Genomic DNA, 26946 nt, shown 5'->3' on the forward strand with positions numbered 1-26946 from the left:
TGCGCCGTGGCATCGGGATGACTTCCCAGCGCACGCGCGAGCGTTTGATCCAGCGTCTGTACGAAGAAGGCTTGTCCAATGCGCAGGTGCTGGAAGTGATCCGGCGCACGCCTCGGCACCTGTTTGTCGACGAAGCCCTGGCGCACCGCGCCTACGAAGACACGGCGTTGCCGATCGGCCACAACCAGACCATCTCCCAGCCCTATATGGTCGCCCGCATGAGCGAGCTGTTGCTGGCCGCCGGGCCGTTGGACAAGGTGCTGGAAATCGGCACCGGCTCCGGCTATCAGACCGCCGTGTTGTCTCAGTTGGTCGAACGGGTGTTCTCGGTCGAGCGCATCAAGGTGCTGCAGGACCGCGCCAAAGAGCGCCTGGTGGAGCTGAACCTGCGTAACGTAGTGTTTCGTTGGGGCGATGGCTGGGAAGGCTGGCCGGCATTGGCGCCCTATAACGGAATCATTGTCACTGCGGTGGCCACCGATGTGCCGCAAGCGCTGCTCGATCAACTGGCGCCCGGCGGCCGGCTGGTCATCCCGGTGGGCTCCGGCGAAGTGCAACAATTGATGCTCATTATTCGCGAGGACGATGGCTTTTCCCGGCATGTGCTCGGGGCTGTGCGCTTCGTGCCGCTGCTCAACGGCCCGCTGGCCTGATCATTTATTTCCAGGCAGTGAATTCCACAGGCGCAGATGTGTCTTACAGCGGGGTCTATAGATTCAACGAGGGAAGGCGCCGGAGTTAAACATGATGAAGTTTTCGTTTCACTCGTGTGCCGGTAAAAAGCCAATGCCCAGTTATACTTGCGTCATCTTTCAAGCCTGATACAGGCGTTAACGTTCAGCCACCACAAAGGGAGCGGCGGGTGAGTCTCACAGGTCCTGCGCAGCGAATGAGTAAAACAAGCTTTCAGCGACTGGTGCTTGGCCTTGTCTTGAGTTCCTTACTGGCAGCCTGCTCGAGCACGCCATCCGGCGGTGCGCGGGTAGTTGACCGCACCAATGCGGCACCGCAGAAGCCGACGGTGACCACCGGCCAATACGTCGTGCGCAAGGGCGATACGCTGTTCTCGATCGCCTTCCGTTATGGTTGGGATTACAAGGCGCTCGCAGCTCGTAACAACATTCCCGTGCCTTATACGATTCATCCGGGGCAGACGATTCGCTTCGATGGCCGCGCCGGTTCGGCGCCCACGGCAGTTGTGACAAAGTCGGGATCTTCGGCTTCTTCTTCGAGCAAAACCACGGTTATCACCAGGCCTGCAGGTACCGCCGCACCTTCGGTGGCGAGCAAGCCGGCACCCGCGCCGTTGCCACCTGCAGGGCCCGCGCCGACCGGTTGGGGATGGCCTTCAAACGGCGTATTAATTGGAAAATTCTCTTCAAACGGCAGTTTGAATAAAGGCATTGATATCGCCGGGGATTTGGGACAGCCTGTTTTGGCTGCGTCTGATGGGACAGTGGTGTACGCCGGGAGTGGTCTACGGGGCTACGGCGAGCTGGTCATCATCAAACACAGCGATACCTACGTCAGTGCCTACGGTCATAACCGCAGGTTGTTGGTTCGGGAGGGGCAGCAGGTCAGGGTCGGACAGACAATTGCCGAAATGGGTTCAACGGGTACAGACCGGGTGAAACTGCACTTTGAGATTCGCCGCCAGGGGAAACCTGTAGACCCACTGCAATTCCTACCCCGTCGTTGATGTGTTGCCAGCCTGTTCCCTCACGTAGAAGGAACAGGCTCCAGCGTTGCCAAGGATAAAGGCGTCGCTTGAGCTTGAGGTCGAACTCACCAAAGGACTATAACAATGGCTCTCAGTAAAGAAGCGCCGGAGTTTGACATCGACGATGAGGTTCTCCTTATGGAGACCGGTATCGCTACGGAACCGATGTCAGATAATGAGGGGGCATCACCACCCTCAGTTCGCACCAAATCCAAAAACTCCTCCGCGTTAAAGCAACACAAGTACATTGATTACACGCGGGCGCTCGACGCGACCCAGTTGTACCTCAATGAAATCGGCTTTTCCCCTCTGCTCACCCCCGAAGAAGAAGTCCATTTTGCGCGTCTGTCGCAGAAGGGCGATCCGGCTGGGCGCAAACGCATGATTGAAAGCAACCTGCGCCTGGTGGTTAAAATCGCCCGACGCTACGTCAATCGCGGATTGTCGCTGCTGGACTTGATCGAGGAAGGCAACCTGGGCTTGATCCGGGCGGTGGAGAAGTTCGACCCTGAGCGGGGCTTTCGCTTCTCGACTTATGCCACCTGGTGGATTCGCCAGACCATCGAACGGGCGATCATGAATCAGACCCGTACGATCCGGTTGCCGATCCATGTGGTCAAGGAGCTCAACGTGTACCTGCGGGCAGCGCGTGAGCTGACACAAAAACTCGATCATGAACCTTCGCCCGAAGAAATCGCCAACCTGCTGGAAAAACCGGTAGGGGAGGTCAAGCGCATGCTCGGCCTGAATGAGCGGGTGTCTTCGGTCGATGTCTCGCTGGGTCCGGATTCGGATAAAACCCTGCTGGACACCCTGACAGATGATCGCCCGACAGATCCGTGCGAGCTGTTGCAGGATGATGATCTGTCCCAAAGCATCGACCAGTGGTTGTCGGAACTCACCGATAAGCAGCGCGAGGTGGTGATCCGCCGCTTCGGCCTGCGCGGCCATGAGAGCAGCACCCTGGAGGACGTAGGCCTGGAGATCGGCCTGACCCGTGAGCGGGTTCGGCAGATTCAAGTAGAGGGGCTCAAGCGCTTGCGCGAGATCCTCGAGAAGAACGGCTTGTCGAGTGAGTCGTTGTTTCAATAAACAACGCTGCTTGAATGCCGAATGTGGGACGGGGTATAAGCCCCCTCCCACATTTTTTATGCCCATCGTTTGCTGATCATTCCCACGCTCCGCGTGGGAATGCAGCACCAGGACGCTCTGCGTCCCATGGCGTAACGCAGAGCGTCACAAGAGTCATTTCCACGCAGAGCGTGGGAACGATCGGCATAAAAAAACCCCGCTTTTAAGGGCGGGGTCTTTTCGACTAAGTCAGTACAAGTTAGATAACTTGAACTTCTTCAGCTTGCATGCCTTTCTGACCGCGGGTAGCGATGAAAGAAACCTGTTGGCCTTCTTTCAGGCTTTTGAAGCCGTCGGATTGGATAGCTTTGAAGTGAACGAACAGGTCGTCACCGGATTGTGGAGTGATGAAGCCGAAGCCTTTTTCATCGTTGAACCACTTAACGGTACCAGTTTGGCGATTAGACATGGTGTAACTCCTTGAACAAAGTTAACTGCGACTCAGGAAAAGCCCTGGCCGAGACTGAGTGCAAAGAGCAGGAAAAATTCTTGGAGATGGTTGGATCGAAATTCAACATATCGTGTAGAGATTCTCAGTGACACAAGCAACACAGTGACGCCACCTTAACCCTTTTTCCGGAACGTGCCAATGGTATTTCCGAAGGTTTCTCTATTTTCGTGACTGGCGGTGGTATTTATTGTCCCCGAAAGTCGCGCCAAGAGCCCCGGCCCCGTTGGCTGCGGGTAATGGAGGCCGGTGCATTCGTCATTAAAAGTCCTGCGCCCTTTGAACCCCACAGCCGGCCCCGGTAAGATGCCCCACAGAATTTTTTCACCTCGCATTCAGGACACCGCCATGAGCATCAAATCGGACAAGTGGATTCGCCGCATGGCGCAGGAACACGGCATGATCGAACCGTTCGTCGAGCGCCAGATCCGTGGTGAAGGCGACGCGCGCGTGATTTCGTACGGAGTCTCCAGCTATGGCTACGATGTGCGCTGCGCCGATGAATTCAAGGTGTTCACCAATATCAACTCGGCGATCGTCGATCCGAAGAACTTCGACGAAAAAAGCTTCGTCGACGTCAAGAGCGATGTTTGCATCATCCCGCCAAACTCCTTCGCCCTGGCCCGCACCGTGGAGTTCTTCCGTATCCCGCGTGACGTATTGACCATCTGCCTGGGTAAAAGCACCTACGCCCGTTGCGGCATCATCGTCAACGTGACCCCGCTGGAACCCGAGTGGGAAGGCCATGTGACCCTGGAGTTCTCCAACACCACCACCTTGCCAGCGAAAATCTACGCCAACGAAGGCGTGGCGCAAATGCTGTTCCTGCAGTCCGACGAGGCGTGCGAAGTGTCCTATAAGGACCGTGCCGGCAAGTATCAGGGCCAGCGTGGCGTCACGCTCCCACGCGCTTGATCGAAAGCTCCTACGAGTAAAGGGAATTAGTCTGCGGAAATTGACTCTATCTAGGTGTACTGCCTCGGCGCGTGTAAAACGCGTCGGGCCACGCTTGAGGAGTGCCCTATGAAGATCAACCCGCGAATCAGCGCAGAACTTGCCCGGCTTGAACCCAACCAGATTGGTGTTCTGGCCTGGTCCTTGATGGCCGACCCTGCTTATGCGGGCGGCATTCCCGGCCAACCTGAACCGGACTATCCGCAGCCTACCGAGCCGGGTGAGCCCACCTTGCCGGATGAGCCGCCTCCCGCACCTGTCGCCTGACCCTGCACGCACGCCTTTGCGTCACTGAACCGGCCAGACCTCATGATCGCCGATCACAAAGATTCGGCGCTCGTCGTCCAGCTCCACTGCGTAACCGCCTGTAAAGGCGCCAAACGCCGGCAGCAGGCTGACGCGTTTGCCAATCTGGAAGCACGGCAGGCGCAGGCTTTGCCGGCCCTTGCCGCGCAAGCGGTACACCGGATGGACATGTCCCGCCAGCACGTGATGGCTGGCGTGGGCGTGCGGTTCGTGTTGTAGAGCGAATGGCCCTATCAAAAGCGGTTCGGGTACCACTTCAATGTTCAGGTCGGCAGGCGGGTCGCCTGCGCGTTGATCGTGATTGCCGCGAATCAGCGTAATCGGCAACTCAGCGTGGCGCGCTCGCCAGGCCCGGAGCGCGCCCAGGGTGCCGCTGGCGTGGGAGCCTGGGCCGTGGAGGAAATCTCCGAGGAAGATCACCCGAGCGCAGGCATAGGCCGCCAGCAACCGATCCAGGCGCTGCAGGTTTTCGCTGGTAGTGCCCTGGGGCACCGGTTGCCCGAGGCTGCGGTAGGCCGAGGCCTTGCCGAAGTGAGCGTCGGCGATCAGCAGGTATTGGCACGCCGGCCAGTACACCGCCTTGTCCGCCAGCAGCCACAATTGCTCACCCTCAAGCGTTACCGAACACACCATCAAGCGTTCCCTCTGTCCGCGACTTTTTCCAGGTCCTTGACCATCCGCGCAATGCGCTCCGAGAGTTTTTCCGAACTCAGGCTTTCGCGCATCCGCTCCACCAGCAGCGGAAAGGCCAGGGGGGTTGGCCGCTGGATCATATGCAGGTCCAGCTGCAGCGCCGACAAGCGAAGCAAGGTCTCTTCCAGGCGCTGAATGTCCAGTTCGTTGCGCAGGACTTCTTCCCCTGCCTGGGTCAGCAGCAGGTTGTGCGGATCATATTGTTTGAACACTTCGAAGAACAGGCCGCTGGAGGCCTGCACCTGCCGGGTGCTTTTCGGCGCGCCGGGGTAACCGGCGAACACCAGCCCGGCGATGCGTGCGATTTCGCGAAAGCGCCGCAACGCCAGTTCACCGGCGTTGAGGCTGGCTGCCACGTCCGTGAGCAAATCCTCTGGGCTGAGCAGCGCCTCGGTCAACAACTGGGGCCAGTGCACCTCGGTGGCGCTCAGCAATTCCAACCCATAATCATTGACCGCAATGGAAAAGGTCACGGGTTGCTGCCGGCTGACGCGCCACGCCAGCAGACTCGCCAGCCCCAGATGCACCTGACGCCCGGCGAAGGGGTAGAGAAACAGGTGCCAGCCTTCGCGCGACTTGAGAAACTCCGCCAGCAAGTGATCACGGGTCGGCAGGCCGGACCAACGCAGTTGTGTCAGCAGCAATGGCTGCACCGCCTGCATCTCCGGGCCGTCGAAGCGCCCCTGTGCCGCCGCGTCGAAGCGCTCGATCACTGCCTGCGCCAGCTCGTTGGAAAGCGGCATGCGCCCGCCATTCCAGCGCGGCACGGCGGCTTTTTTCGCGGTGCTGCGGCGCACGTACGCGGTCATGTTTTCCACGCGCACCAACTCCAGCAGGCGTCCGGCGAACAGAAAGCCGTCGCCCGGCTTGAGTCGCGCAATAAAACCTTCCTCGACACTGCCGAGGTTTTTGCCGCCACCGCCCTTGCTCCAGTACTTCAGGTGCATACTCGCATCGCTGACAATAGTGCCCACGCTCATGCGATGGCGGCGCGCCAGTCGCGCATCGGGAACGCGCCAGATGCCCTGTTCGTCGGGCTCTACGCGGCGGTAATCCGGATAAGCGGTGAGCGACAGCCCGCCATGGCGCACAAAGGCCAGGGCCCAGGTCCAATCGGCGTCGGTAAGATCGCGGTAGGCCCAGGCACCGCGGACCTCCGCCAGCAGCGCATCGGGAACAAACCCGCCGCCCAGGGCCATGCTGACCAGATGTTGCACCAGCACATCCAAGGGTTTGTGGGGCGATTCGCGGGCTTCGATGCCGCGCTGGGCAATCGCATCCTTTGCGGCGGCGGCTTCCACCAGCTCCAGGCTGTGGGTCGGTACCAGGGTCACCCGTGATGGCCGCCCCGGTGCATGCCCCGAGCGGCCGGCGCGTTGCATCAGGCGCGCCACACCTTTGGCCGAGCCAATCTGCAGCACCCGCTCCACCGGTAGAAAATCCACGCCCAGGTCCAGGCTGGAGGTGCACACCACCGCCTTGAGTTGGCCGTCTTTGAGCGCACGTTCCACCCAGTCCCGGGTCTCGCGCGACAGCGAACCGTGATGCAACGCAATCAGGCCGGCCCACTCCGGCCTGGCCTCCAGCAGCGCCTGGTACCAGATTTCCGACTGCGCCCGGGTATTGGTGAACACCAGGCAACTGCTGCTGGCGTCCACTTCGGCCACCACTTGCGGGAGCATTTTCAAACCGATATGGCCGGCCCAGGGAAAGCGTTCGGCGATGGGCGGCAGCAGTGTGTCAACCAGCAACTGTTTGGGCGATTGCCCCTGCACATTGACTCCGCCACCCTGTGGGACCAATACCTCCAGCGCGTGAGCCTGATTACCCAAGGTCGCGGAAATGCCCCAGACCAGCAAGTCGGGATGCCAGCGTCGCAGCCGTGCCAACGCCAGTTGCAGTTGCACACCGCGCTTATTGCCGATCAGTTCATGCCATTCGTCTACCACCACCATGCGCAGATGCGCCAGGCTGACCTCACTGTCGGCGCGCGCAAGCATTAGCGTCAGGCTTTCCGGGGTGGTGATCAGCGCAGTGGGCTGGCGGCGGGTCTGGCGGGCGCGTTCGCCGCTGCTAGTGTCGCCCGTGCGCAGGCCAACGCTCCAGGGGATCTGCAAGGCCGCCAGCGGCGCCTCAAGCGCGCGTGCGGTGTCGGCGGCCAAGGCGCGCATCGGTGTGATCCACAATACGGTCAGTGGTTCGGCCGGCGCCTTGCGCTTGCCGGTAGCGGGCGGGCGCGTGATGGCGAAACGATTGAGGGCAGCGAACCACAGCGCGTAGGTTTTACCCGCGCCGGTACTCGCATGCAGCAAGCCGGATTGACCGTCCTTGACGGCCTTCCACACTTCTTTCTGGAATGCGAACGCACGCCAGCCACGGGTGGCAAACCATTGTTTTGCAAAGTCGACGGGTTTTGCCATGCGGCAGCTGACGCTCTGGAGGCTCTATTGCACAGACCCTCCAGGCGTCACAAAGGTTTACTTCAAGTTGCCGCTCAAAAACTGCTGCAGGCGCTCGCTTTTCGGATTGCCCAGCACGTCCGCCGGCGCACCTTGCTCTTCCACCCGACCTTGGTGCAGGAACAGCACCTGGCTGGAAACCTTGCGCGCAAAGCTCATTTCGTGGGTCACCATGATCATGGTGCGGCCTTCTTCGGCCAGACCCTGGATGACCTTCAATACTTCACCGACCAACTCCGGGTCCAATGCCGAGGTGGGTTCGTCGAACAGCATCACCTCGGGCTCCATCGCCAACGCGCGGGCAATCGCTACCCGTTGCTGCTGGCCGCCGGACAGGAATGCCGGGTATTGATCGGCCACCCGCGCGGGCAGGCCGACTTTGTCCAGGTAGCGCCGGGCGCGGTCTTCGGCGTCTTTCTTGCTGCACCCCAGCACCCGGCGCGGGGCCATGGTGATGTTTTCCAGCACGCTCATGTGGCTCCACAGGTTGAAGTGCTGAAAGACCATCGCCAGTCGCGTGCGCAAGCGCTGCAACTCGGCATCGTCGGCCACGCGCATGCCGTGGCGGTCGCTGACCATGCGGATGGTTTGTCCGTCCAGGGTCATGGCGCCGTCGTTGGGCGTTTCCAGGAAGTTGATGCAGCGCAGGAAGGTGCTCTTGCCCGAGCCGCTGGCGCCGATCAGGCTGATCACGTCACCGGTCCTGGCCTTGAGCGAGACACCTTTGAGCACCTCATTGTCGCCATAGCTTTTATGCAGGCCTTCAACGGTCAATTTGTACATGGGGCGTGCATCCTCAAGGCGAAAGTAAGTAGCCGCTGCGGTAGGCCTCAGTGCCGGCGACATGGCTGATCACCATCCCGGCAGTGGCCATGCGGCGTAGCGAACGGGCGTAAAGCAGGCCGGCATGCTGGCAGTGCACGGGCGTTACGCGGTCAGTGATGGGGTCGATGATTTCGGCGACCCGTTGCCCGGCTTCCAGGTATTCGCCTGGCAAGGCGCTGAACACCAGCAAGCCGCCCACGGGTGTGGTCACCGGCTCCACACCCGCCAATGGCGTGGCCGGGTAGGGCAGCGCGGGCAGGGGCGTCGTGTCGCCTTCAATCGCACCGAAGTGAATCAGGTAATCGATGATCGCCTGGCAGTCCAAGGTCGCGAGGCCGTGGTTGACGTCGCCTTGGCCGCGCAACTCGACGGTCACGGAAAAACTGCCCAGGGGGATGGGGAAGCGCGCGCCGAAGCGTTGCCGCAACTGCCACCACACCAGTGTGAAACACTCATCAAAGGACTGCCCGCCGGAGTCGGTGGCCAGCAGGTTGGCCTCCGATCCCAGGTAACGCGCCAACGGCTCCACCTGCGGCCAGGCCTCGGGCGTGGTGTAAAGGTGCGCCACCGCTTCGAAATCGCAATGCAGGTCCAGCACCATGTCGGCATCGCACGCCAGGCGTTGCAGCACCAGGCGCTGGGATTGCAATTGCGTCGACGCGGTTTGCGCGGCGAGGGCGTCGGATAACGCGGTGCGGATCAATCGGGCGTTGTGCTGGGGATCATCGCTCAGCGAGTTTTCAACCTGATCGCCGACCGCGTCGCTGAGGTCGACGAACAGGCGATTGAAGTTCTGCCCGCTTTCCAGCTCGTAGCGGCCCAGGGGGATGTCCATCAGCACCTGTTCCAGCCCCACCGGATTGGCGACCGGCACCACGACGATTTCGCTGCGCATGCGCCCGGCAGCCTCCAACTGCGCCAGCTGCGCCTTCAGGTGCCAGGCCACCAGCATGCCCGGCAGTTCATCGGCATGCAGGGACGATTGGATGTAAATCTTGCGGTCGGCCTGTTCCGGGCCGAAATGGAAACTGTGAATCTGCCGCGCCGTGCCAGGCACCGGCGCAATCAGGTCATGTTGCTGATGACGCATGAAAGCTCCTTAATGGCTCGGCCCGAGGAAGGCCAGCCAGCGGCGTTCGGCCAATCGGAACAGGCCGACCAGGGCGAAGGTCACGGCCAGGTAGATCAGGGCGGCGATGCCGAACGATTGAAAGGTCATGAAGGTGGCCGAGTTGGCGTCCCTGGCGACTTTGAGGATGTCCGGGATGGTGGCGGTGAACGCCACGGTGGTCGAATGCAGCATCAGGATCACCTCGTTGCTGTAGTAAGGCAACGAACGGCGCAGCGCCGACGGCATGATCACATAGGCATACAATTTCCAACCGCTCAGCCCGTAGGCCTTGGCCGCTTCGACTTCGCCGTGGGCCATGCTGCGGATCGCCCCGGCGAAAATTTCCGTGGTGTAGGCGCAGGTGTTGAGGGCGAAGGCCAGGATCGTGCAGTTCATCGCATCGCGAAAGAACGCATCGAGCACCGGTTGCGCACGCACGGCGGCGATGCTGTAGATGCCGGTGTAGCAAATCAGCAACTGGATATAGAGCGGCGTGCCGCGAAACAGGTAGGTGTAGAACTGCACCGGCCAGCGCACCAGGCGCCGGCGCGATACACGGGCGATGGACAGTGGAATCGACACCACAAATCCGATCACCAGTGCCGCGCTGAGCAGCCACATAGTCATGGCCAGGCCGGTGATGTGCTGGCCGTCGCTATAAAGGAAGGGGCGCCAGTATTCCTGCAAAAGCTCGATCATCGCACGGCCTCCCGTGAGCCTGCGGAGTAGCGCCGTTCAAGACGACGCAGGACGAAGTTGGACGCGCTGGTGATCAACAGGTAGATCAGCGCGGCGAGCACCAGGAAGTAGAACAGTTGGTAGGTGCTCTTGCCGGCATCCTGGGCGGCTTTCACCAGGTCGGCCAGGCCGATGATCGACACCAGGGCGGTGGCCTTGAGCATCACCATCCAGTTATTGCCGATGCCCGGCAGGGCAAAGCGCATCATCTGCGGGAAGGTCACGTAGCGAAACCGTTGCCCGCGCTTGAGCCCGTAGGCGGTGGCGGCTTCCAGCTGGCCACGGGGCACGGCGAGAATCGCGCCCCGAAAAGTCTCGGTGAAATAGGCACCGTAGATAAAGCCCAGGGTGATGACCCCGGCGCTGAATGGGTCTATCTCGATGTACTCCCATTCCATAACGTCGGTCAGGCCGGTCAGCCAGGTTTGCAGGCTGTAGAAAATCAGCAGCATCAACACCAGGTCGGGTACGCCGCGAATCAAGGTGGTGTAGAGCTGGGCGGGGATACGCAGGAAGGGCAGGCTGGACAGTTTCGCGCTGGCGCCGAGCAGGCCCAGCAACACGCTGACGGCCAGGGACAGCACCGACAATTTAAGGGTCATCCAGGTGCCTTGCAGCAACAGCGGGCCGAAACCCTTCAAGCTGAACGCGCTCAGCCCGAGGGTTTGCAACAGATCTTCGAACATAAATCAGGACCTATGGCGATAAAAAAGCGCCCCTTCAAAAAAGGGGCGCCCCAGGCATTATTTGCCGCTGTACAGGTTCAGATCGCCAAAGTGTTTCTTCTGAATAGTGGCGTAGGTGCCATCATCGTGTAACGCTTTGATACCTTTATCCAAAAGAGCCTTGAGCTCAGTGTTACCTTTTTTGATACCGATCGCGGTTTTCGACGGCAGCAGCGGATCATCGATTGCTGCGCTGACTTCGTATCCAGCACCGGCTGGGGACTTCAGAAAACCCAGTTCAGCCTGCAGCATATCCTGCACGGAGGCATCGAGACGGCCGGACGTCAGGTCCGCATACACCTGATCCTGGTTGGCGTAGGCCTTGGTGGTCACGCCGGCCTTGTCCAGCACAGCCTTGGCGTAGGCTTCCTGGATGGTGCCCTGCTCGTAGCCCACGGTTTTGCCCTTGAGCGACTCCGGCGTCGAGTACCCGGCGCCTTTCTTGAACACCAGCGAGGTTGGCCCCGAGAACAGCTCGTTGGAGAAGTCGATCGCCTTCTCACGTACCGGGGTCACGGTCATGGACGAAATCACACCGTCGAACTTGTTGGCTTTCAGGCCCGGAATCATCCCGTCGAAATCGCTTTCAACCCATTTGCACTTGACCTTCAGCTCTGCACAAATAGCATTGCCCAGGTCGATGTCGAAGCCCACCAGGCTGCCGTCGGCGGCTTTGGATTCGAACGGCGCGTAGGAGGGATCGACACCGAAACGCAATTCCTTGTATTCCTTGGCGGTTGCAACACCTGCAGCCATGCACAGAGCCAGTGCAGAAAGGGTCAGCAATGCTTTTTTCATTATGTATTCCCTGGAAACCAAGATAAGCGCTTGTGGCGCATTTAGGACTGTTACTGAACGGTGTCAGACGGATCCCAAGTAGCAATTTCTGCACCATAGTTCCGAATGATCGTTTTAAAAGGTGGGATGAGGGATTTCTGAGCGTAGGAAATGCCCATTAGTGGGCACTGATAGAGTAGTGCACCATTTAGGATCGAACGGAAATCCAAATGTGGGAGGGGGCTTGCTCCCGATGGCGGTGGATCAGACACAAATGCTGTGACTGACACACCGCCATCGGGAGCAAGCCCCCTCCCACAGTTGATTTGTGTCAGGTCAGTAGATCCTGCAGCGTGGCGAGATTGTCGGCTTCCTCCACCGGTTTGTCCTGGCGCCAACGCAACATCCGTGGGAACCGCACCGCAATCCCGCTTTTATGCCGCTTGGACAGGGCGATGCCTTCGAAACCCAACTCAAACACCATGCTCGGCGTAACGCTGCTGACCGGGCCGAATTTTTCCACCGTGGTTTTGCGCACGATCGCGTCGACCTTGCGCATTTCTTCGTCAGTCAGCCCGGAATACGCCTTGGCGAACGGCACCAGGGTGCGCTCGCTGCCCGGCGGGCCGTCCCACACCGCGAAGGTGTAATCGCTGTACAGGCTGGCGCGCCGGCCATGGCCGCGCTGAGCGTAGATCAACACCGCGTCGACGCTGAACGGGTCGACCTTCCACTTCCACCACAGGCCCATATCCTTGGTGCGGCCCACGCCGTAGAGGCCTTTGCGGTCCTTGAGCATCATGCCTTCCACACCCAGGCTGCGGGAGGCTTCGCGCTGCTCGGCCAACGCTTGCCAGGTTGGCCCCTCAAGCAGCGGGGAGGGCAATAACACCGGTTGGTCACACGCTGCGATCACGCTTTCGAGCTGCGCACGCCGTTGAGCCAGGGTGTGGTTGCGCCAGTCGTCGCCCTGATGCTCCAGCAGGTCGTAGGCCAGCACCGCCACCGGCGCATCTTCCAGCACTTTTTTACTCAGGGTTTTGCGGCCGATCCGCTGCTGCAGCAGGGCGAAGGGTTGTACCGCGTCCTTCCAGACCACGATCTCACCGTCGATCACCGTGCCATCCGGCAAGCCACTGACCAGGCTGTGCAGCTCCGGGAAACGCTCGGTCACCAGCTCTTCGCCGCGCGACCACACCCACAGGCGCCCCTCACGCTTGACCAGTTGCGCGCGTATGCCATCAAACTTCCATTCCACCTGCCAGTCGGCGGGGGAGCCGAGCAGGGCATCGAACTGCTCCACTGGTTGCGCCAAGCCATGGGCGAGAAAAAACGGATAGGGCTGACCGCCACGTTGCGCATGTTCGTCGGACGATTCGGCAGCGATCAACTTGAGGTAGCCCGCAGCCGTAGGGCGATTGGACAGGTCGGTGTAGCCCACCAGCCGTTGCGCCACGCGCTTGCTGTCGAGCCCGGCCATGGCGGCAAGCGCGCGGGTCACCAGCAGCTTGGACACGCCCACGCGAAAGCTGCCGGTGATCAACTTGATGCACACCATCAGGCTCGGTTGATCCAGCTGCGCCCACAGCGCAGGCAGGCGTTCGGCCAGTTCAGCGGGCGCAAGGCCGCGCAGCGGCAGCAGTTTTTCTTCCAGCCACACCGCCAGGCCGTCTTCGGAGGTGTAGGTCGATTCGGGTAGCAGCAGGGAAATCGTCTCGGCCAGGTCGCCGACGGATTGGTAACTCTCTTCGAACAACCACGGCTCGATGCTCGCCGCTTGTGTCGCCATATCCCTCAGCAGACGGGTCGGTACCAGTTGCCGCGGCCGCCCGCCGGAGAGGAAGTACACCGCCCATGCCGCATCCTCCGGCGGTGCCTGCTGAAAATAGTCTTGCAGCGCCGCGAGCTTGGCGTTGCTGGACGTCGTCGCGTCGAGGTTGGCGTACAGCTCGGCGAAGGCTTTCATGCGCTGGCCTCCTCTTCGTCATCGCCATATTCGGTGCTGAAACCCTGGGCATCCAGGCCTTTTTCGCGCAGATGGCGCACCAGTACGCCGACCGAGCCGTGGGTGACCATCACCCGTTCGGCGCCGGTCTGTTCGATGGCCCACAACAGTCCGGGCCAATCGGCGTGGTCCGACAGCACAAAGCCACGGTCGACCCCGCGCCGCCGCCGAGTCCCGCGTAGGCGCATCCAGCCGCTGGCGAACGCGTCGCTGTAATCGCCAAAGCGGCGTATCCAGGTGCTGCCGCTGGTGGAGGGCGGGGCGATGATCAAGGCCTGGCGCAGCAGCGGGTCGTTTTTTTTGAAGTCGCCGGCGTATAGCGTTTCCGGAATGTAGACCCCGGCTTCGCGGTACACCCGGTTCAACGGCTCGACGGCGCCATGGCTGAGGATCGGGCCGATGCTGGCATCGATGCCATGCAGAATGCGCTGGGCCTTGCCGAAGGAATAGCAGAACAGCACGCTGGCTTTGCCGGCAGCGATATTGGCCTGCCACCAGTCATTAATGCCGGCAAAAATCTGCGCCTGCGGCTGCCAGCGGTAGATCGGCAGGCCAAAGGTAGATTCGGTAATAAAAGTGTGGCAGCGCACCGGTTCGAACGGCGCGCACGTGCCATCGGGCTCGACCTTGTAGTCGCCGGACGCGACCCAGACTTCGCCCTGGTATTCCAGGCGCACCTGGGCCGAGCCCAACACATGCCCGGCCGGATGAAAACTCAAGGTCACACCGTGGTGCACCAACTGTTCGCCGTAGGCCAGGGTTTGCAGGTTGATGTCCTGGCCCAGGCGCGAACGCAGGATGCCTTCGCCGGGGGCGGCGGCCAGGTAATGTTGATTGCCGGTGCGGGCATGGTCGCCGTGGGCATGGGTGATGACGGAGCGTTCCACCGGGCGCCAGGGGTCGATGTAGAAATCCCCGGCGGGACAATAGAGGCCTTCGGGTCGGGCAATGACAAGGTCCATGGGATGACCGAGGAGATGGGCTTATCATTTAGGAGGATATGACGGTGAGAGAAGTTCTATCTGAATGCATGGGTCCAAATGTGGGAGGGGGCTTGCTCCCGATAGCGGTGTGACAGGCGACACATTCATTGACTGAACTACTGCTATCAAGGATCGTTCCCACGCTCCCGCGTGGGAATGCAACCCGTGACGCTCTGCGTCACCTGTGCACGGTAGCTGAAACTCGGCTCGGTTCGCGCGACGCGGAGCGTCGCAAAAGGCATTCCCACGCAGAGCGTGGGAACGATCAGAGCGCCGGGTTACTTGCCGGGTGTCAGGGTCAACCGGGTCTTGCCATACACCTTGTCAAAATTCTGCGGCTGCATCGGGACGCTCAGGTATTGCGCCTTGAGCGACGGGTCGATGCCGTTGGCATAGTTGGGGCTGGCCGGGTTGCCGGACTGGCCGGTGCCGCCCTGGCCCATCATCGGTTCCGGCTGGCCGAAGTCGACAATCATGCGCAACGCCGACGTCTGGGCCGCATTGAAGTCCTGCCCCCAGCGGTACGGTGCCGGGTTCAGGGTGTTGTGGTCGCCACCACTGGCCAACGGGCCACGGATCACCTGGCCGCTGGTGTTTTTCCAGGTGGTGGTGTGCAGCTTGCCCCATTGCCAGGCCTTGTGATCAGCGCCCAGCAGGCTGTCGCCGGTGCTGATCGTGGCGGCCAGGGTGCGTGCGAGGATCGCCGGCTTGTCTTCTTTGTGCGGCGTGCGCGTGTCATCCCACAGCGGGCTGTCTTCACGGCCCAGCAAATGGTCTGCGGTGGCTGAGTAGGACAGGCTGGCGTTGCTGACAAAGGCTTTCCAGCTGGCGCTCTGTTCCGGACCGAGTTTGTCGAAGAAGATCTGTCTGGCGCTCTCTTGCAGGAACAGCTCGTAGAGCGCCGCGTCGGCGGACGTTGGCGCAAGGCGACCATCGAAGGCCATCAGGCGGCCCAGTGCTTCGCGCGCCTTGGCCTGTTCGGCCGCAGGCAGCGCATCGATTGCCTGTTTCAGCGGCTGAGCCATGCCCGGCGCCTGGAACATGCCTTTGAGTTTGGCGGCAAAGAGGGTGGTCTGGTCGTATTGCATGGCGATCAGACTGCGGCTGTCATGCTTGCCAGCATTGGCCAGTTGCGCCAGGCGCTCGCTGCGCTCCGGCGCATCCCAGGAATTGGACAGCTGCATGCCATAGCCACGCGGGGCGGTGCGCTGGTTGGCGGTGCCGATCCAGCCTTGCGCCGGGTCCTGGTCATAGGGATGCAGCATGGCGTCGGCGTAACCGTCCCAGTCAAAGCGCGTATCCCAGCCCGGCGAGGGCAGCAGGCCTTCGCCTTCGCGGCGGTTGGGGAAGCGGCCGGTGACTTGCCAGCCGATGTTGCTGGCGTCGGCGAAGATCATGTTCAACGCAATGGCGCGAATTTCGCGGGTGGCGTCCGAGGCCTTACCGGCGTTTTGCGCGCGGGACAGGTCGAAGAACGCATCCAGGCTCTTGTCGTCCTTCAAATCGGCGGTTTGCAGGGCCAGGCCATAACCACTGGTGAGGGCCTGGCTGCTGTTGAGCAAGGCGCCGTGGCGGGTTTCGTACACCACGTCGTGAACCGAGCGTTGACCTTTGATGAAGAAGGTCTCGTTACGCACATCGGCCGGTAGCCATTTTCCGTTGTTCTCGTAGTACAACGCGCTGCCCTGGCGTTTGACCTTCTCCAGGAACAGGTCCTGGATATCGCCCTTCACCGCGCTCATGCTCCACGCGACCTTGCCGTTGAAGCCCGACAGCAGGGTCGGCAGGCCGGCAATCGACGCGCCGGCCGCCTGATATTTCGGGGCACGGATCTGCACATAGCTCCAAGGTGACGGCGCTTGCGGCTGGGCGGCGAGATCGTTGGCCAGCAGGCTTTTGCCGCTGCGGCTGCGTTGCGGTCCGATGGCCCAGTTGCTGGACGTGGTCACGCCCAGGGCATTGAGGCTGTTGAGTTGCTGGCTGACCGTGTCCAACCCGGCGAGGCCGGTGATCTGGCTCAGGTTCACGCCCTTGAACTTATCGGCTTCGGCCAGCGGGATCGCCTCGTCCGGCGCGCTTGGGATAAGCCAGGCGAGCTTGTCGACACCGACTTTCTGCGCCAGCACCAGCGACGAAATTTCTTCCTGCAGGTTGCTCGACTCGCTGAAATTCAGCAGGCAGAACAGCAGCGCCGAATCTTCCGGTTTCCAGTACTCAGGCTTGTAGCCGGTCTGGGCCAGGTCTGTCGGCAGCTTGTCGCGGTAGCGGAACAGGTAGGCGTTAACGCCTCGTGCGTAGACTTCAAAGAACCGCTTGAGCCGTGGCGATGAGGCGTTGTACAGCTCGCCGGCGCTCTTTTTAAGGTTGACCGCGCGCATGAAACGGTCGACATCGAGTACCTCAGGGCCGGACATTTCCGCCAGACGGCCCTGGGCCAGCAGCCGCAGGGTGACCATTTGGGTGATCCGGTCGCTGGCGTGTACATAGCCGAGGCTGAACAGCGCGTCGTGGAAAGTGTTGCTCTCAATCAGCGGCATGCCCTGGGCGTTGCGGCGTATCGACACGTTTTGCGCCAGGCCCTTGATCGGCTGTACGCCGGCCATGGGGGGCAGGGTGTCCTGGGTGCTCTGGAGCTGGCAACCGGCCAGGCTTAACGCACTGGCCACTGCCGCGGCAACGCCGAACCGGGGAAGAAAATGTGTAAGGGCTGGCGAGGCCATGGCAAAGCTCCTGCGGGGGGTAGCGTCATTAAAGGCGCTACGTTAGTGAGCGCGACGAAACGACGCAAGCGGGAGTTTTGTAATTGCTTATGCGCAAACCAATGTGGGAGGGGGCTTGCTCCCGATAGCGGTGTATCAGTCGACATAGGCATCGACTGGATGACCGCTATCGGGAGCAAGCCCCCTCCCACATTGGATATTGGGTAGCTTAAGCGCCGTGGCACTTCTTGAATTTTTTCTCGCTGCCGCATGGGCAAGGGTCGTTGCGACCAACGTCTTTCAAGGCGTTGCGCACCGGCTCCTGGTGAGCGTGGCCGCAGTTCGGGCCGTGGACATGGCCGTGGTCGTGATCATGGTGATCGTGACCATGATCGTGAGCATGGTCGTGGTTGCAGTCAGGACCATGGACATGGGGTTGCTGAGTCATTGATGTCGCTCCGGAATAAAATCGCCGGGGATTATCTCGCCATTGTGGGCCACCTGCACGTCATTACCGATGAATAATCCGGTTTTGAGCTCGCCTTCCAGGCGATAGGGCACGGGGCGGTCGGGATTCTTCAGCATCTGCACTACATCGCGTATGCGTGGCCACAGGTTGGTGCGCACCGACACCCGGAAGAATTTATGACTGCGCGGCGGCACGGTCAGCCATTCGTTGGACTCACCTTCGGTCAGCACCAGATCGCCAAGGGTGACCTTGTAGATCAGGCCACGCACGGTCAGGTCAGCGTCGTCGCGGTTGTCCACGCGAAAGTAGAGCTTGAACTTCTGCTCCAGCAGTTTGGCCCGCACCACTTCGACATTCACCAGGGAGACGTGGGGCGGCGGCGAATCGTCTTCGAACCACGAGGCGCAGCCGGTAAGGCCCAGGGTTAACGCCAGCATCAAGCTGAAGGTGCGGTGCATTGGCGTTATCCCTGTCAGGTCGTTAAAAGTAGCTGGAACAGCACTTCTTGAATTTCTGTCCGCTGCCACACAAACATACATCATTACGCGCGGCCTTCACCTCCACCGTCGGATCGATGAAGTACCAGTGCCCCTCGTTCTGTACGAAAGAAGAGCGTTCACGGTGGCTGTGTTCACCAGCACTGTCGTGCCAGCGCGCCGTGAAGGTGACAAAGGCGTGCTCCGGCTGGCCGCCGAACACTTCTGAGCTTTCCACCTCAAGGCCGAGCCAGGTGCTTTGAGCGCTCCAGGCGGCAATCGCGTTGCGATCGAGGCCCGCTTGCTGCGCCGGCAGGGTGGTGCTCACCAGATAGTCCACCAGTCCCAACACGTAGGCGCTGTAACGCGAACGCATCAGCGCCTCGGCAGAGGGTGCCGGGTGGCCGGCGTGGTAATGGCCGCAGCAGGCGTCCAGCAGATTGCCACTGCCGCAGGGGCAAATGGATGTACTCATCGTGTTACCACCAATACTTTCCAAAATTTTCCGGATTGGCCCAGAAGCGGGCGTTGAGCCAGTCCGGCACTTGTTTATAGTCAAGCAGATCGTAGGTAAACAGCGTCAGCACTTGCTCATCACGCTGGAAACGCTCACCGGCTTGCAACGCCAGGGAGAAAAAGTCGGTGTCCTTCCAGGCGCAGGCATCCATGTCCACCAGCACCGCGATGCGACTGGCATTGAGGTTACGGATACCACCCAATAACCTCAGACCCTGGGGTTTGGGCAGGTGTTCAAGGCAATCGACCACCAGCGCCAGGTCAAAACGCTGCGCCGCCAGGTCGGCAGGCAGCGGCCCGGGTTGCGCGACGCTGACATGCACATCGGGGTGCGCCGTTTTAAACGCATCCAGTGCCGGGAAGTGGCTGGCGCCCAACAGCAGCAGGCGTTTGGGAGCGTGCAGGTCCAGCAGCGCAGCCAACGCTTGCTGGGGCGTACGGGCAGAAATTCCAGCGATCATCGCAGATCCTCACATCAGGACCGTAGAGACTAGCGCGCCTGGGCGTGCGGGCCTAGAGCATCAGGGTAATACCGCCGGCACTTGAGTCGTTGCGTGCGAAGTTTTTTGATCCTTCACTGGCAAAGCGCCTGCAGAAGTCGTTACTGTGCGTCCAAAGAAAAATTTGAAAACACTCGGGAGCCCCATGATGCGTAAGGTTTTTCTGCTGGCCCTGTTGGTCAGCCCCGTTGCCCTGGCCCAGAGTGTCAGTGTCGAAACCAACTCGTTGATGCGCCTGCCCAGCAGCACCAGCGTGTTGCAACTGGAGCGCCTGGACGTGGCGGACTACGGCACTCTACTGATTCCGGCCACCATCAGTCAGATCGCGGTGGAAGAACTGCATCTGGGGCGTGACGCGCGCATCGCGATTGTCCCCGGCAATACCGCGCTGCAGTTGCAGGTGCGCCAGGCGCAACTGGAGCACGGCAGCCAGATCACTTCCCGAGGCGCACCCGGCACTCATGAAAAACCGGCCAAAGCCGGGCGTGACCTGACCTTGCGCATTGATTCGCTGACGGCTGAAGAACTGTCGGTGGATGCCCGTGGTGGCGCCGGTGCCCAAGGGTATGCGGGGCTGGATGGCGCCAATGGCGTCGATCCAGGCTGCACCTGGGGTTCGGCCGGGCGCGGGTTCAATGGCGATAACGGCGGCGATGGGTTGCCGGGCGCGTCGGGTGCGGCGGTGCGTATTGAGCTGCCTCAGGATTTCCCAGGCGACAAGATCAAGGTCTTGGTGGACGGCGGCGCCGGTGGTTTGGCCGGTGTAGCGGGCAAACCTGGCAAGGGCGGGCAGTCCAAGGGCTGCCTGGTGTACCGCGCCGATGGCGGCGACAAAGGCCGGCCTGGGTTGGAAGGGCAGCCGGGGCCGGCTGGGCCTGCGGGGTCAGTGACCATCCAGCGCCTCTGAGTCGCTTGTTCTGACGCTATCGAGGACAAGTCGAATCGTCGCACCGCCCCTCCCACAGTTGGAATGCATTCCAATGTGGGAGGGGGCTTGCCCCCGATAGCGGACTACAGGTCTATTCAGAGCATCGGCCGAGCCGAAGCAATCGCCACCACCACCAACCCCACAATCAAGTTAACGCCCACCAGTTTGCGAATCTGCCCCAATGCAGCCGCGCCCGCCGGCCAGTCCTCGGCTGCCACCGCCGCCTTCAACGCCGGAAACTTCAACGCCTGGATGCGAATAAACAGCGCCGTCATCACCAGGTACAAGCCCATCATCACCTGTACATAACGCGGTGCGGTTTCAAAGCCGTTGAAGCGCAGGTGCAGCAGGCCGACGCCGCTGATCGGCAAAATCAGCACCGCCACCCACACCCATACAAAAAAACGTTGAAACACATTTGCCCACAGCTTCAGCCGGGCAGGGCCCTCAAGGGCCGCCATGGCGGCGGGGCGCAGGATCATCCAGGCGAAAAACATACCGCCGACCCAGATCAGGGCGGCCAATACATGCAGGGTGTAAGCGAGGCTAAACGCGGTCATTGTGGTACTCCGTTCTGCGCGGGATTAATTAGCGGGGTATGATAGCGGCCGATCCGAACCACTGAAAATTTATCCAGCGTTTTTTGCGCCCGACTATCCATGATCAGCACTGAACTCAAAACCACGATCCAGGGCGCCTATACGCGTTTTCTCGAAGCCAAGAGCTTGAAACCGCGCTACGGCCAACGCCTGATGATCGCCGAAGTGGCGAAAGTCCTCGGGGATATCGACACTGACGACGAGGGCCGCCGCGCGGGCGAACCGGCGATCGTGGCCGTCGAGGCCGGCACCGGCACCGGCAAGACCGTGGCCTACAGCCTGGCTGCGATCCCCACCGCCAAGGCCGCGGGCAAGCGCCTGGTGATCGCCACGGCGACCGTCGCACTGCAAGAGCAGATTGTCTACAAAGACCTGCCTGACCTGATGCGCAATAGCGGCTTGAGCTTTACCTTTGCCCTGGCCAAGGGGCGTGGCCGCTACATGTGCCTGTCCAAGCTCGACGTATTGCTGCAGGAAGGCCACGCGCAGACCGCCACGGCTTCGTTGTTCGAAGAAGAAGGCTTCAAGATCGAGGTCGATGAGGCCAGCCAGAAGCTGTTCACCAGCATGATCGAGAAACTCGCCGGCAATAAATGGGACGGCGATCGCGACAGCTGGCCCACCGCCCTGGAAGATTCCGACTGGGCGCGCCTGACCACCGACCACAGTCAGTGCACCAACCGCCATTGCCCCAACTTCGGCCAGTGCGCCTTCTACAAGGCCCGCGAAGGCATGGGCAAGGTCGACGTGATCGTCACCAACCACGACATGGTGCTGGCCGACCTGGCCCTGGGCGGCGGCGCCGTATTGCCGGACCCGCGCGACACCCTGTACGTGTTCGACGAAGGCCATCACCTGCCGGACAAGGCCATCGGCCACTTTGCCCATTACACGCGCCTGCGCTCTACCGCCGACTGGCTGGAAACCACCGCCAAGAACCTCACCAAGCTGCTCGCCCAGCATCCGCTGCCCGGTGACCTGGGCAAGCTGATCGAACAGGTGCCCGAGCTGGCGCGGGAGATCAAGACCCAGCAGCAGTTCATGTTCAGCGCCTGCGAGCAGGTGGCCGACTTCAAGCCCGGCGAAGATGTGGAAGGCCGTGAGCGGCCGCGTCACCGGTTTGTTGGCGGGATGATTCCCGAGCATATGCGCGAAATGGGCATTGAACTGAAGAAAGGCTTTTCACGCCTGACCGACCTGTTCACCCGTCTGACGGACTTGCTCAAGGAAGGCATGGATGGCGAGGTCAATATCGGCATCGCCAGCAACCAGGCCGAAGAGTGGTACCCGCTGTTCGGTAGCCTGCTGTCCCGCGCCCAGGGCAACTGGGAGTTGTGGACCGCCTTTACCGTCGAAGACCCGGAAGACAACCCGCCCATGGCGCGTTGGCTGACCTTGTCGGAAAGCGGTGCGCTGTTCGATATCGAGGTCAATGCCAGCCCGATCCTTGCCGCCGAAATGCTGCGCCGCAACCTGTGGAACGTAGCCTACGGCTGCCTGGTGACGTCGGCCACGCTGACCGCCCTGGGCACCTTCGACCGCTTCCGCATGCGCGCCGGCCTGCCGAAAAAGGCTGTCACTGCGGTGGTGCCGAGCCCGTTCCACCACGCCGACGCCGGCGTGCTGCGGGTGCCCGACCTCAAGGCCGACCCACGGGACGCGCCGGCGCATACGGCGGCGATCATCCGCGACCTGCCCGGATTGGTGGAAGGCTCGCGGGGCACCCTGGTGCTGTTTTCGTCGCGCAAGCAGATGCAGGACGTGTTTGACGGCCTTGATCGCGACTGGCGTAAACAGGTGTTTATCCAGGGTAACTTGTCCAAGCAGGAAACCTTGAACAAGCACAAGGCGCGGGTCGATGGCGGTGACTCCAGCGTGTTGTTCGGCCTGGCGAGCTTTGCCGAAGGCGTAGACCTGCCCGGCGCCTACTGCGAACACGTGGTCATCGCCAAGATCCCGTTCTCGGTGCCGGACGATCCGGTTGAAGCCGCGTTGGCCGAATGGATCGAAGCCCGAGGCGGCAACCCGTTCATGGAAATCTCGGTGCCCGATGCTTCCCTGAAACTGGTGCAGGCCTGCGGGCGCTTGCTGCGCACCGAGCAGGACCGGGGCACCATCACCTTGCTCGATCGCCGCCTGGTCACCCAGCGCTATGGCAAGGCCATCTTGAATGCCTTGCCGCCGTTCAGGCGCGAAATTTCTTAAGCCACCGTGGGCGAATTCGTCCACTGCGTGGTCTATCTCACTGTATGTCATCAGGCCAGCCATCGGCCGTTTGGGAGAACCTTGTTCGTATGATTCGCACGCTGCCCGCTCTTTTTGCCCTGCTGTTCGCCGCGCCGCTGTTGGCCGCGCCGGCCGGGCAACAAACCCTGTTCAATTTCGTCCGGCCCGCCGATGTGGTCAAGGTGGCGACCCAGGACGCCAGCCTGCCGCAATACAACGCCGAACAAACCCCCGAAGGCGAGGTGCTGCGCCGCATCACCTTCAACCCGGCCGCCGAACCGAGCCTGGTACTCAGCCCGCAAACGGGCGTGTGGGACTGGTCGCAATCGGGCGCCATGAGCCTGCGTATCCAGAGCGCCATGAACTGGGCGTTGACCCTCTACGTAAAAGTACAAAGTGCCGACGGCAAGACCCTGGTCAGTCGCATCGACCTGCCGGCCGGCCCCGCCCAGACCTTGCTGGTGCCGCTGCAAGCCCACTCGCCGCTGAGCCAGGGCATGAAGGCCGGCCCGCCGATGCCCATGACCGTGGACGGCCAGCGTGTGTTGCTGGCCGCCAGTGCCGGGGAAATCGACCGCAGCCAGGTGGTGTCGGTGACGCTGTCGATGATCAAGCCGAATGCCGCCCAAAGCATCCTGCTGGAGCGCTTTGGCGTGCAGGACAGCGAGCCGGTGATGAAAGCTGCCTACAGCGAACTGGTGGACGCTTACGGTCAGTCCACCCGCGCACGTTGGCCGGAAAAAGTCAGCAACGACGAGCAGCTCAAGGCTGCGGCGGCCAAGGAGCAACAACAACTGAAGGTGTGGCTTGCCGAGCGTGACAAGTCGTCCCTGGATCAATACGGCGGCTGGAACAAGGGCCCGGTGTTCGACGCCAGCGGTTTCTTCCGCACCGAAAAGCGCGACGGTCGCTGGTATCTGGTCACACCCCAAGGCCATCCGTTCTACTCGCTGGGTGTCAACACCGTGGCCCCGGACAACAGCCAGACCTACGTGGCCGGGCGTGAGTGGATGTTTGCGGCACTGCCCAAGGCCGGCGAGCCCTTCGACAAGTACTACGGCAGCGGCGATAACCGCACCGGCAACGGCGCGGGCGAGGGGCGCGGTTTTGGCGCAGGGCGTTGGTATGATTTTTATGGCGCCAACCTGCAGCGCACCTATGGCACTGAAACCGGCACCGACGGTTTCGACCAGAAGCGCTGGGTGAGCCACACCCTCGATCGCCTGCAAGCCTGGGGCTTCAACACCGTGGGCAACTGGAGCGATCCGGACCTGGCCACGGCCGACCGCGTGCCCTACACCTTGCCGCTGTCGATTGTGGGTGACTACGCCAGCATCAGCACCGGCACCGACTGGTGGGGCGGCATGCCCGACCCGTTCGACCCACGTTTTGCCATGGCCACTGAACGCGCCGTGGCCATTGCCGCTCGCGATCATCGCGACGACCCGTGGCTGATAGGCTTCTTTGCCGACAACGAACTGGCCTGGGCCGGCCCTGGCAACGATGCAAAATCCCGTTATGCCCTGGCCTACGGCACCCTGCGCATGACCACCGACGTACCGGCCAAGCGTGCCTTCCTCAAGCAACTGCGCGACAAATACCGCAATGAAGAAGGTCTGTCGAAAGCCTGGGGCATCCACCTGGCCGGCTGGGAACTGATGGAAGACCCTGGCTTCGAGCCGCCGATGCCTGACCCGGAGCATCCCGAAATCGAGGCTGACTTCAAGTATTTCCAGAAGACCTTCGCCGACGCCTACTTCAAGACCATCTCCGATTCGCTGAAATGGCACGCGCCCAACCAGTTGCTGCTGGGTGGGCGTTATGCGGTGAGCACCCCCGAAGCCGTGGCAGCGTGTGCCCAGTACTGCGATGTGCTGAGCTTCAACATGTACACCCTCAAGCCCCAGGACGGTTATGACTTCGCCGCCCTGCGTGCACTCGACAAGCCGGTACTGATCACCGAATTCAATTTTGGCTCGACCGACCGTGGCCCGTTCTGGGGCGGCGTCACCCAATTGACCGCCGAAGAAGAGCGTGGCGCAGCGTACGCGGCCTTCCTCAAGCAAGCCATGGCAGAGCCGTCGATTGTCGGCGTGCACTGGTTCCAGTACCTGGACCAGCCGGTGACCGGGCGTTTGCTGGACGGTGAAAACGGCCACTTCGGCCTCGTTGGCATTACCGACGTGCCCTTTCAGGGCTTTGTCGACAGCGTGCGCAAAAGCAATCTCGCGGCGGTCGAGCAGTTGGGTAAGGCGGCCGAAAAGGCCAAGGCGGTCGGCGCGGCACGCGAGAGCGAGGGCGGCCGGGCAGGCCAGGCCGGCAAAGACGCAGGCCAGGGCGCCGGGCACGCCGGCGGGCACTCCGCAAATGGGCATTGATTCGTCGTTGATGGGTTCACAAAACCCCTAATGGCTGGAACAATGTCGGCCACTTTTCATGATGTTTTTCGAGGTCGCTCAGGTGCAGATTCAGGGTCATTACGAGCTCCAGTTCGAAGCGGTACGTGAAGCGTTCGCCGCATTGTTCGATGACCCTCAGGAGCGCGGCGCCGGACTTTGCATCCAAGTCGGCGGCGAGACGGTCGTCGACCTGTGGGCTGGCACCGCCGACAAGGACGGCGCCGAAGCCTGGCACAGCGACACGATCGTCAACCTGTTCTCTTGCACCAAGACCTTCACTGCGGTCGCTGCGCTGCAACTGGTGGCCGAAGGCAAGCTGAAGCTGGACGCGCCCGTGGCCGAGTACTGGCCGGAATTCGCGGCGGCGGGCAAGGAGTCCGTCACCCTGCGCCAGTTGCTCTGCCACCAGGCCGGGTTGCCGGCGATCCGCGAGATGCTGCCCGCCGAAGCCCTGTACGACTGGCAACTGATGGTCGATACCCTGGCGGCCGAAGCGCCGTGGTGGACACCCGGCCAAGGCCATGGCTACGAGGCGATCACCTATGGCTGGCTGGTCGGCGAGCTGCTGCGCCGTGCCGACGGGCGCGGGCCTGGAGAGTCCATCGTGGCCCGGGTGGCGCGGCCATTGGGGCTGGATTTTCACGTCGGCCTGGCGGACGAAGAATTCTATCGTGTCGCCCATATAGCTCGCAGCAAAGGCAATATGGGCGATGCAGCGGCACAACGGTTACTTCAAGTAATGATGCGTGAACCCACGGCCATGACTACCCGTGCATTTGCCAACCCGCCGTCTATTCTGACCAGCACTAATAAACCCGAGTGGCGGCGTATGCAGCAACCGGCGGCAAATGGTCACGGGAATGCACGGAGCCTGGCCGGGTTTTATAGCGGTTTATTGGACGGTAGTTTGCTGGAAAGCGACATGCTCGAACAATTGACCCGTGAACACAGTATTGGCCCGGATAAAACCTTATTGACCCAAACCCGTTTCGGCCTGGGTTGCATGTTGGATCAACCGCAGTTGCCCAATGCGACATTCGGCCTTGGCCCGCGCGCCTTTGGGCATCCCGGGGCAGGGGGCTCGGTAGGGTTTGCCGACCCAGAGCACGATGTAGCGTTCGGTTTCGTGACTAATACCCTGGGGCCCTATGTACTTATGGACCCACGTGCGCAGAAGTTGGTCGGAATATTGGCCGGTTGTCTATAAACCCCTTGCTGTTTCACAATTTTTTGTTACAAAGACACGTATAAGAAGACGC

General features: G+C 61.4%; 25 protein-coding genes. 9 read left to right on the forward strand and 16 right to left on the reverse strand.

What is annotated here, in order from left to right; all coding sequences use genetic code 11:
- The first annotated feature begins 17 nt into the window (after positions 1-17).
- From C4J88_RS06225 to rpoS, 3 genes are all read left to right on the forward strand, one after another.
- Positions 18-653: a protein-L-isoaspartate(D-aspartate) O-methyltransferase gene (locus C4J88_RS06225; protein WP_170827533.1), complete on the forward strand. Its 636-nt coding sequence runs from the start codon at positions 18-20 to the stop codon at positions 651-653.
- A 209-nt stretch (positions 654-862) separates the two neighbouring features.
- Complete coding sequence (locus tag C4J88_RS06230; RefSeq protein WP_124406470.1) at positions 863-1699, forward strand: peptidoglycan DD-metalloendopeptidase family protein; 837 nt, start codon at positions 863-865, stop codon at positions 1697-1699.
- A gap of 105 nt (positions 1700-1804) precedes the next feature.
- Positions 1805-2812 (forward strand): RNA polymerase sigma factor RpoS, encoded by a 1008-nt coding sequence (rpoS, locus tag C4J88_RS06235; RefSeq protein ID WP_124361628.1) that lies wholly within the window; start codon positions 1805-1807, stop codon positions 2810-2812.
- A 238-nt stretch (positions 2813-3050) separates the two neighbouring features.
- Here the strand turns inward: rpoS and C4J88_RS06240 are convergent, their stop codons facing one another.
- Complete coding sequence (locus C4J88_RS06240) at positions 3051-3260, reverse strand: cold-shock protein (RefSeq protein WP_002554837.1); 210 nt, start codon at positions 3258-3260, stop codon at positions 3051-3053.
- A 387-nt stretch (positions 3261-3647) separates the two neighbouring features.
- Between C4J88_RS06240 and dcd the strand changes: the two genes are divergently transcribed.
- On the forward strand, positions 3648-4214 hold the full coding sequence (dcd, locus tag C4J88_RS06245) for a dCTP deaminase (RefSeq protein WP_048719838.1): 567 nt from the start codon (positions 3648-3650) through the stop codon (positions 4212-4214).
- Positions 4215-4322: 108 nt separating this feature from the next.
- Entirely contained in the window at positions 4323-4520 is a 198-nt protein-coding gene (locus C4J88_RS06250) for a hypothetical protein (RefSeq protein WP_065886112.1), read from the forward strand.
- A gap of 21 nt (positions 4521-4541) precedes the next feature.
- Here C4J88_RS06250 and pdeM read toward each other — a convergent pair whose 3' ends face one another.
- The 14 genes from pdeM to C4J88_RS06320 form a co-directional block, all read right to left on the reverse strand.
- Positions 4542-5192: a ligase-associated DNA damage response endonuclease PdeM gene (gene pdeM / locus C4J88_RS06255; protein WP_124406471.1), complete on the reverse strand. Its 651-nt coding sequence runs from the start codon at positions 5190-5192 to the stop codon at positions 4542-4544.
- A complete protein-coding gene (locus tag C4J88_RS06260) occupies positions 5192-7672 on the reverse strand; it encodes a ligase-associated DNA damage response DEXH box helicase (RefSeq protein ID WP_124406472.1) in 2481 nt (826 codons plus the stop codon). Before C4J88_RS06260 ends, pdeM begins: the two co-directional genes overlap by 1 nt.
- A 57-nt stretch (positions 7673-7729) precedes the next feature.
- Positions 7730-8494, reverse strand: a complete 765-nt coding sequence (locus C4J88_RS06265; protein ID WP_065951958.1) for an ABC transporter ATP-binding protein — start codon at positions 8492-8494, stop codon at positions 7730-7732.
- 13 nt (positions 8495-8507) lie between these two features.
- The gene (locus C4J88_RS06270) at positions 8508-9626 is read right to left on the reverse strand and encodes a succinylglutamate desuccinylase/aspartoacylase family protein (RefSeq protein ID WP_124406473.1); all 1119 of its coding nucleotides are present in this window, start codon (positions 9624-9626) and stop codon (positions 8508-8510) included.
- Positions 9627-9635: 9 nt separating this feature from the next.
- Positions 9636-10346 (reverse strand): ABC transporter permease, encoded by a 711-nt coding sequence (locus C4J88_RS06275; RefSeq protein ID WP_124361632.1) that lies wholly within the window; start codon positions 10344-10346, stop codon positions 9636-9638.
- Entirely contained in the window at positions 10343-11071 is a 729-nt protein-coding gene (locus C4J88_RS06280; RefSeq protein ID WP_124361633.1) for an ABC transporter permease, read from the reverse strand. Before C4J88_RS06280 ends, C4J88_RS06275 begins: the two co-directional genes overlap by 4 nt.
- A gap of 57 nt (positions 11072-11128) precedes the next feature.
- Positions 11129-11908 (reverse strand): transporter substrate-binding domain-containing protein, encoded by a 780-nt coding sequence (locus C4J88_RS06285; protein WP_122683522.1) that lies wholly within the window; start codon positions 11906-11908, stop codon positions 11129-11131.
- A 310-nt stretch (positions 11909-12218) separates the two neighbouring features.
- A complete protein-coding gene (locus C4J88_RS06290; RefSeq protein WP_124406474.1) occupies positions 12219-13853 on the reverse strand; it encodes an ATP-dependent DNA ligase in 1635 nt (544 codons plus the stop codon).
- A complete protein-coding gene (locus C4J88_RS06295; RefSeq protein WP_124366136.1) occupies positions 13850-14854 on the reverse strand; it encodes a ligase-associated DNA damage response exonuclease in 1005 nt (334 codons plus the stop codon). Before C4J88_RS06295 ends, C4J88_RS06290 begins: the two co-directional genes overlap by 4 nt.
- A gap of 299 nt (positions 14855-15153) precedes the next feature.
- A complete protein-coding gene (locus C4J88_RS06300) occupies positions 15154-17595 on the reverse strand; it encodes a penicillin acylase family protein (protein WP_124406475.1) in 2442 nt (813 codons plus the stop codon).
- Between the two features lie 208 nt (positions 17596-17803).
- Positions 17804-18022 (reverse strand): SEC-C metal-binding domain-containing protein, encoded by a 219-nt coding sequence (locus C4J88_RS06305; protein ID WP_124369900.1) that lies wholly within the window; start codon positions 18020-18022, stop codon positions 17804-17806.
- Entirely contained in the window at positions 18019-18501 is a 483-nt protein-coding gene (locus C4J88_RS06310) for an LEA type 2 family protein (protein WP_124406476.1), read from the reverse strand. Before C4J88_RS06310 ends, C4J88_RS06305 begins: the two co-directional genes overlap by 4 nt.
- 22 nt (positions 18502-18523) lie before the next feature.
- On the reverse strand, positions 18524-18994 hold the full coding sequence (locus tag C4J88_RS06315) for a YchJ family protein (RefSeq protein ID WP_124406477.1): 471 nt from the start codon (positions 18992-18994) through the stop codon (positions 18524-18526).
- Positions 18995-18998: 4 nt separating this feature from the next.
- The gene (locus C4J88_RS06320) at positions 18999-19496 is read right to left on the reverse strand and encodes a DUF6231 family protein (protein ID WP_124406478.1); all 498 of its coding nucleotides are present in this window, start codon (positions 19494-19496) and stop codon (positions 18999-19001) included.
- Between the two features lie 187 nt (positions 19497-19683).
- On the opposite strand from C4J88_RS06320, the gene C4J88_RS06325 reads away from it, so the two are divergent.
- A complete protein-coding gene (locus C4J88_RS06325; protein ID WP_124406479.1) occupies positions 19684-20442 on the forward strand; it encodes a collagen-like protein in 759 nt (252 codons plus the stop codon).
- A 116-nt stretch (positions 20443-20558) separates the two neighbouring features.
- Here the strand turns inward: C4J88_RS06325 and C4J88_RS06330 are convergent, their stop codons facing one another.
- Entirely contained in the window at positions 20559-21023 is a 465-nt protein-coding gene (locus C4J88_RS06330; protein WP_124406480.1) for a CopD family protein, read from the reverse strand.
- Between the two features lie 99 nt (positions 21024-21122).
- Between C4J88_RS06330 and dinG the strand changes: the two genes are divergently transcribed.
- The 3 genes from dinG to C4J88_RS06345 all read left to right on the forward strand — a co-directional run bounded on the left by dinG (position 21123) and on the right by C4J88_RS06345 (position 26894).
- Positions 21123-23267 carry an ATP-dependent DNA helicase DinG gene (gene dinG / locus C4J88_RS06335; protein ID WP_124366142.1) on the forward strand — a complete coding sequence of 715 codons (2145 nt, stop codon included), beginning with the start codon at positions 21123-21125 and terminating at the stop codon, positions 23265-23267.
- 89 nt (positions 23268-23356) lie between these two features.
- Positions 23357-25666, forward strand: coding sequence for a beta-galactosidase (locus tag C4J88_RS06340; protein WP_124406481.1), 2310 nt, complete (start codon positions 23357-23359; stop codon positions 25664-25666).
- Between the two features lie 82 nt (positions 25667-25748).
- The gene (locus tag C4J88_RS06345) at positions 25749-26894 is read left to right on the forward strand and encodes a serine hydrolase domain-containing protein (RefSeq protein ID WP_124408597.1); all 1146 of its coding nucleotides are present in this window, start codon (positions 25749-25751) and stop codon (positions 26892-26894) included.
- Positions 26895-26946: the final 52 nt, after the last annotated feature.

The sequence above is a fragment of the Pseudomonas sp. R4-39-08 genome (assembly GCF_003852275.1).
Lineage (GTDB): Bacteria > Pseudomonadota > Gammaproteobacteria > Pseudomonadales > Pseudomonadaceae > Aquipseudomonas.